The sequence below is a fragment of the Pseudomonas sp. HMSC065H01 genome (assembly GCF_001815235.1).
Classification (GTDB): Bacteria; Pseudomonadota; Gammaproteobacteria; order Pseudomonadales; family Pseudomonadaceae; genus Pseudomonas; species Pseudomonas aeruginosa.
This window is the reverse complement of the sequence record NZ_KV819844.1, coordinates 43,977-50,107: the sequence shown is the minus strand read 5'-3', so window position 1 is coordinate 50,107 and position 6,131 is coordinate 43,977. Positions and strand designations below refer to the sequence as shown.

The following is a 6,131-nucleotide window of genomic DNA, read 5'->3' as shown; positions in this document are numbered from 1 at the left end:
GGCGGCCAGCGCCAGCGCATCGCCATCGCCCGCGCGCTGGTGCTGAAGCCGGCGCTGATCCTGCTCGACGAACCGACCTCGGCGCTCGACCGCAGCGTGCAGTGCCAGGTGGTCGAGCTGCTGCGTCGGTTGCAGCGTCGCCACGGGCTGAGCTACCTGTTCATCAGCCACGACCTGGCCGTGGTACGCGCCCTGGCCCACGACATCCTGGTGCTCAAGGACGGCCGGGTGGTGGAGCAGGGCAGCGCCGCTGCGCTGTTCAGCCAGCCGCGCCACCCCTATACCCGCGAGTTGCTCGGAGCGATACCCGCGCTGCGCCTGGAAGAGCATCTGCGGGTGGCCGGGCTGGGAATCTGAGGCGGGAAACCATGCTGACTCTAAGGATGTTCCGAAAGGTTCTTTCCAGACGCCCCGGCGCTTTTCTTAAGATCGGCCTGCGGGCCCGTCAGGGACAAGGAGCCATGTCGGCTTCCGGGTCCGTCCGATCGATTGGGGGAATGCGATGAGTTCGTTACCGTTGTACTTCGATTACGCCGCCACCACGCCCGTGGACGAGCGCGTGATCCGGGCCATGGTGGAATGTCTCGGCTACCAGGCGTGTTTTGGCAATCCCGCGTCGAACTCCCATGCCTACGGCCGCCAGGCGCGGCGGGCAGTGGAGCGGGCCAGGGAGCAGGTGGCCGCGCTGGTCGGCGCCAGCGCCGGGCAGATTGTCTGGACTTCCGGCGCCACCGAATCCAACAACCTGGCCCTCAAGGGCGTGGCCCAGGCGCTGGACGCACCCGGCCACCTGATCACCAGTCGCCTGGAGCACAAGGCGGTGCTGGACACCGTGCAGCAACTTGCCGATGACGGCTGGAGCGTGACCTGGCTGGCGCCCGGCACCGATGGCCTGATCCGGCCGGAACAGGTGGAGGCGGCCTGGCGCGCCGATACCCGCCTGGTGTCGCTGATGCGGGTCAACAACGAACTCGGCACCCTGACCGACATCGCCGCCATCGGCGAACGGGTGCGCGAGCGCGGCGCGCTGTTCCACGTCGACGCGGCGCAGGCCAGCGGCAAGGTGGCGATCGACCTGGGCCGCCTGGCGGTGGACTTGATGTCGTTCTCCGCACACAAGACCTACGGGCCCAAGGGCATCGGCGCGTTGTACGTCGGGCCGCGCGCCGAGCGGCGGCTGAAGGCGCAGATCCACGGCGGCGGACACGAGCAGGGCCTGCGTTCCGGGACCCTGGCGACCCACCAGATCGTCGGTATGGGCGAGGCCTTCGCCCTCGCCGGCGAGCTTTTCGAGGAGGAGGGCAGGCGCATCGCCGGACTCCAGCGGCGTCTGCTGGAGGGGCTGGCGCAGATCGACGGCTGGCGCCTGAACGGCAGCGCCGACGCACGCATCGCGCATACCCTGAACCTGACCTTCGACAACCCGGCCTTTGTCCCCCAGGCACTGGAGTCCAGCCTGGCGGTGTCCAGCACCTCGGCCTGCAACTCGGCGCGGCCGGCGCCGTCCCACGTGCTTCTCGCCCTCGGCCACGATGCCGCCAGCGCTGGCCGCAGCGTGCGCCTGAGCCTCGGTCGCTACACCCGCGAGGCCGACGTCGACGCGGCGGTGGCCGCCCTCAAGGCCGCGGCGGATAGTGGCGCGCCGGCGTGGCAGCCGTTCCTCGGGGTATCCAGGGCAGGCTGAGCGGCCGGCTCGACCCGCCCTCGCCGAAGCCAGGGGCTGCGGATAACCGCGAAGCGGTTATTCGCCCTGCGGCTTCAGGGGCTTTTCGTCTTTGCCGCCATTTCCCGGCAATGTGCGCTTGGCGGATCATCCAGGTTGGGTATCATGCGTCGCCATTCCCATCCACCGCCGACGGAAGTCAGGCTTTGCCTGCGTGAGCCCAATGGACGATCTCTCCCCCGATTCCGCCTTGCCGTCTGCCGGCAGCGCCCAGGACAACGACGCGCCGCGCCAGTTGGTGGTCTGCATCGACGGAACCTCGAACCGCTTCGGCGACCAGCCGACCAACGTGGTGCGCCTGTACCGCTCGCTGTCGCGCGATCCGCGCAGGGTGCTGGCCTACTACGACCAGGGCGTCGGCACCTTCGGCCTGAAGGAAACCCTGTTCGAGTGGCAGAAGTTTCCCTCGCGGATCGCCGGCCTGGCCTTCGGCTGGGGGCTCAAGCGCAACGTCGAGGGCGCCTATCGCTTCCTCGCCGAGCACTACCGGCCCGGCGACCAGATATTCCTCTTCGGCTTTTCCCGCGGGGCCTACGCGGTGCGGGTGCTGGCCGCGATGCTGCGCGCGGTGGGCCTGATCGATGCGCACCAGCCGCACCTCTTCGACTACGCCTGGACCCTGCTCACCACCCGCATGCCGCCCCGCGACGAAGACAAGCGGGCCGGCACGCGTCGCCGCGGACCGGACTTCGGCCTGCTGGGACGCTTCCGCAAGGTCTTCGGCCGGCAGGTGAAGGTGCACTTCCTCGGCCTGTTCGACACCGTGACCTCGGTGGGCTGGGTCTACGACCCGCTGACCGTGCCGTATTCCTCGAACAACGAAATGGTCGACGTGGTCCGCCAGGCCCTGGCCATCGACGAATGCCGCTGCTTCTTCCGGCAGAACCTCTGGTTCGGCGAGAAGGACCGCAAGTCCGACGTGTTGCAGGTGTGGTTCCCCGGCATGCACTCCGATGTCGGCGGTGGCTATGCGCCGAAGGACTCGCGGCTGGCTCTGGTGGCCTTTACCTGGATGCTCGGCGAGGCGCTGGAGGCCGGCCTGCATGTCGACCCGGCGCGCAGCCGCGACCAGTTGCGCGCACGTTCGAAGCAGGGCCCGGACCCGACCGCGCCGATCCTGCCGGTGATGACCCGGCCCTGGCGCCTGGCCGAGTGGCTGCCGCTGCTGGTCTGGGACCGCCGCAGCGGCAACCGCGCCTGGCGCTGGTCGCGTGGCCGGCCGCGCTCGCGGCCGCTGGAACCGGTCGGGCAGGAAACCCGGGTCAAGCTGCACCGTTCGGTGCAGCGGCGGCTGGACGAATGCCCCGACTACCGGCCGTGCAACCTGCCAGCGCTGGAACGCTGCGACCTCATCGACGACTCGCCGTTGCTCGACGGCTACCGCTAGCGGCTGGCCGCGATCGCGTTCAGAACCACATGCGGATACCGGCGACGAAGCGCGCCTCGTCGTCGTCCTCGCCCTCGGCGCGGGCCAGGTCGGCGCTGTTGCCGTAGGAGCGGTTCCAGGTCACCCCGATGTAGGGCGCGAACTCGCGACGGATCTCGTAGCGCAGGCGCAGGCCCAGCTCGCTATCGGCAAGGCCCGAACCGATGCCGCGGGCGGGATCGTTCCTGCCGTACAGGTTGACCTCGGCGCTGGGCTGGAGGATCAGCCGGTTGGTCAACAGGATGTCGTACTCGCCCTCCAGGCGCAGCGCGCTCTGGCCGTTCTCGCCGAGGAAGGCGGTGACTTCCGCCTCGAAGTCGTAGAGCGCCAGGCCCTGCACGCCGAACGCCGCCCAGGTCTGCGGCGAGCCGGGCTTGAAATCCTGGCGCACGCCGGCGATCAGGTCCCACCAGGGACCGATGGCGTGCCCGAACAGCGCCTGGACCTCGGCGTCCTCGGTCTTGCCGTCGAGCCGTTCGCCTTCGCTGCGCAGCCACAGGCGGTTGATGTCGCCGCCGATCCAGCCGCTGGCGTCCCAGGCCAGCGCGCTGCCGTCGTCGGCGTCCTGGTATTCCAACTGGTCGAGCAGGAAGAAGCTGTTCAGCGCGCTGTCGTGCACCTTGTGCCCCTCCAGCGGCGGAAAGGCGGCACGGCGGTCGGCCTCGGTCGGCACCGGGATCGGCGTACGGCTCTGGCTGGGCGCGGCCTGCGCCGGAGGTTGCCGCGCAGCGCGGCTCATCCCCGGCATCCGGCCATGGTCCATTCCCTGGTGCTCCATGGGCTGTGCCGGGGCGGGCGATGCGGTGCCGTGGTCCATCCCCGGCATCCGGCCATGCCCCATCCCCTGGTGGTCCATGGGTTTCGCCGGGGCGGAGGTCCTCTGGCCGTGGTCCATGCCAGGCATCGCGCCGTGGTCCATGGCCGAGTGCTCCATGCCATTGTCCTGCGCGGCCTCGACGGGATTCGGCAGGCCCAGCAGCAGACCCAGGGCGAGGGCACCGCCGGCCAGGCGGGCGGGTTTCGGCTGGCGGCTCATGCGTTGTCTCCTTCGTCTACCCGCACTTCGCGGAACATGCCCATCTCCATGTGGAACAGCAGGTGGCAGTGGTAGGCCCAGCGCCCCAGGGCGTCGGCGGTGACCCGGTAGCTGCGGCGGGTGCCCGGCGGCATGTCGATGGTGTGCTTGCGCACCAGGAAGTTGCCTTGCTCGTCCTCCAGGTCGCTCCACATGCCGTGCAGGTGGATCGGGTGGGTCATCATGGTGTCGTTGACCAGGACGATCCGCAGGCGCTCGCCGTAGGTCAGGCGCAGCGGCTCGGCGTCGGAGAACTTGATGCCGTCGAAGGACCAGGCGAACTTCTCCATGTGTCCGGTCAGGTGCAGCTCGATGGTGCGCCCCGGCTCGCGGCCGTCCGGGTCGGCGAAGCGGCTGCGCAGGTCGGCGTAGGTCAGCACCCGCCGCCCGTTGTCGCGCAGGCCGAGGCCGGGGTCGGCGAGCTTCGGTGTCGGCGTCATGGTCTGCATGTCGACCAGCGGGTTGCCGTCCTCCGAAGCCGGATGGGACTGCATCGGCATGGTGTCCATGCCCATCCTGGAGTGGTCCATGCCGGCCATCTTGGAGTGGTCCATGCCGTTCATGTCCATGCCGGCCATCTTCGAATGGTCCATGCCATTCATGTCCATGCCCGACATCTTCGAATGGTCCATCTCTCTGGCGGGCCTCGTCGCCGCTCCATGCCCCATGGCGCCGTGGTCCATGCCGCCCATGCCCATGTCGTCCATGCCGATCAGCGGGCGCGGATCGGGCGTCGGCACCGGCGCGCTAAGCCCTTCGGCCAGCGCCAGGGTGCCGCGGGCGTAGCCGCTGCGGTCCATGGACTGGGCGAAAAGGGTATAGGCGCGCTCGCCGCCCGGTTCGACGATCACGTCGTAGGTCTCGGCCACGGCGATGCGCAACTCGTCGACGCTGACCGGCTCGACGTGCTGTCCGTCGGCGGCCACCACGGTCATCTTCAGGCCGGGAATGCGGACGTCGAAATAGCTCATCGCCGAGGCGTTGACGAAGCGTAGGCGGAGCTTTTCGCCGGGGCGGAACAGGCCGGTCCAGTTGCCGTCCGGCGGCTGTCCGTTGAGCAGGTAGGTATAGGTGTAGCCGCTGACGTCGGCGAGATCGGTGGGACTCATCTTCATCTCGGCCCACATCTTGCGGTCGGCCAGGGTCGCGGCCCAGCCGTTGGCGCTGACGTCGTCGATGAAGTCGCCGACGGTGCGCTTGTGGAAGTTGTAGTAGTCGGACTGCTTCTTCAGCTTGGCGAGGATGCGCTGCGGCTTCTCGTCCGACCAGTCGCTGAGCAGCACCACGTAGTCGCGGTCGTAGCTGAACGGTTCCGGCTCGCGGGCGTCGATCACCAGGGCGCCGTAGACCCCGGCCTGCTCCTGTAGCCCCGAGTGGCTGTGGTACCAGTAGGTGCCGTTCTGCCGGACCTTGAAGCGGTATTCGTAGAGACCGCCGGGAGCGATGCCCTCGAAGCTGAGGCCCGGCACGCCATCCATGTTGGCCGGCAGGATGATGCCGTGCCAGTGGATCGAGGTGTCCTCGGCGAGGCGGTTGCGCACCCGCAGGGTCACGTTGTCGCCTTCGCGCCAGCGCAGGGTCGGGCCGGGCAGCGAACCGTTGATGGTCATGGCGGTGGCCGGCGAGCCGCTGAGGTTCACCGGGGTCTCGCCGATGAACAGGTCGAAACTGTCGCCGGCGAGCAGGTTCTGCTGGCCCGGCCCGGCCAGGGCCCAGGCCGGGGCGCGCCAGAGACCCAGTCCGCCGAGCAGACCGGTGGCGGCGAGGCCTTTGACGAAGGTGCGTCGCGAAGTTCTGTGCATCCGCTGGTTTCCACGCAGGTGGCAGGACGGACTGCGCGAGCCTGCGCAGCCGGGAGGTCGCGGCCCCGCCAGGGCGGTGCGGCGATGCGGACACCCTAGCGGCGC

5 protein-coding genes are annotated in these 6,131 nt (G+C 69.2%); 3 read left to right on the top strand and 2 right to left on the bottom strand.

Annotation, left to right across the window (positions count from 1 at the left end):
- From HMPREF3014_RS04775 to HMPREF3014_RS04765, 3 genes are all read left to right on the top strand, one after another.
- On the top strand, window positions 1-357 hold a 357-nt coding region (locus HMPREF3014_RS04775; protein ID WP_139147661.1), incomplete at its 5' end, for an ATP-binding cassette domain-containing protein.
- Window positions 358-502: 145 nt separating this feature from the next.
- Window positions 503-1,684 carry an aminotransferase class V-fold PLP-dependent enzyme gene (locus HMPREF3014_RS04770; RefSeq protein ID WP_003120247.1) on the top strand — a complete coding sequence of 394 codons (1,182 nt, stop codon included), beginning with the start codon at window positions 503-505 and terminating at the stop codon, window positions 1,682-1,684.
- 202 nt (window positions 1,685-1,886) lie between these two features.
- On the top strand, window positions 1,887-3,110 hold the full coding sequence (locus tag HMPREF3014_RS04765; RefSeq protein ID WP_023087545.1) for a DUF2235 domain-containing protein: 1,224 nt from the start codon (window positions 1,887-1,889) through the stop codon (window positions 3,108-3,110).
- A 19-nt stretch (window positions 3,111-3,129) separates the two neighbouring features.
- Here the strand turns inward: HMPREF3014_RS04765 and HMPREF3014_RS04760 are convergent, their stop codons facing one another.
- Both HMPREF3014_RS04760 and HMPREF3014_RS04755 read right to left on the bottom strand, forming a co-directional pair.
- Window positions 3,130-4,185 carry a copper resistance protein B gene (locus HMPREF3014_RS04760; RefSeq protein WP_023085210.1) on the bottom strand — a complete coding sequence of 352 codons (1,056 nt, stop codon included), beginning with the start codon at window positions 4,183-4,185 and terminating at the stop codon, window positions 3,130-3,132.
- Window positions 4,182-6,026, bottom strand: a complete 1,845-nt coding sequence (locus tag HMPREF3014_RS04755; protein ID WP_023085211.1) for a copper resistance system multicopper oxidase — start codon at window positions 6,024-6,026, stop codon at window positions 4,182-4,184. The genes HMPREF3014_RS04760 and HMPREF3014_RS04755 overlap by 4 nt, the downstream gene beginning before the upstream one ends.
- Between the last annotated feature and the right edge of the window lie 105 nt (window positions 6,027-6,131).

Excerpts from the sequence above, each read along its gene's own strand:
- HMPREF3014_RS04770 (WP_003120247.1), top strand. The coding sequence starts at position 503 with ATGAGTTCGTTACCGTTGTACTTCGATTACGCCGCCACCACGCCCGTG.
- HMPREF3014_RS04765 (WP_023087545.1), top strand. The coding sequence starts at position 1,887 with ATGGACGATCTCTCCCCCGATTCCGCCTTGCCGTCTGCCGGCAGCGCC.
- HMPREF3014_RS04760 (WP_023085210.1), bottom strand. The coding sequence starts at position 4,185 with ATGAGCCGCCAGCCGAAACCCGCCCGCCTGGCCGGCGGTGCCCTCGCC.
- HMPREF3014_RS04755 (WP_023085211.1), bottom strand. The coding sequence starts at position 6,026 with ATGCACAGAACTTCGCGACGCACCTTCGTCAAAGGCCTCGCCGCCACC.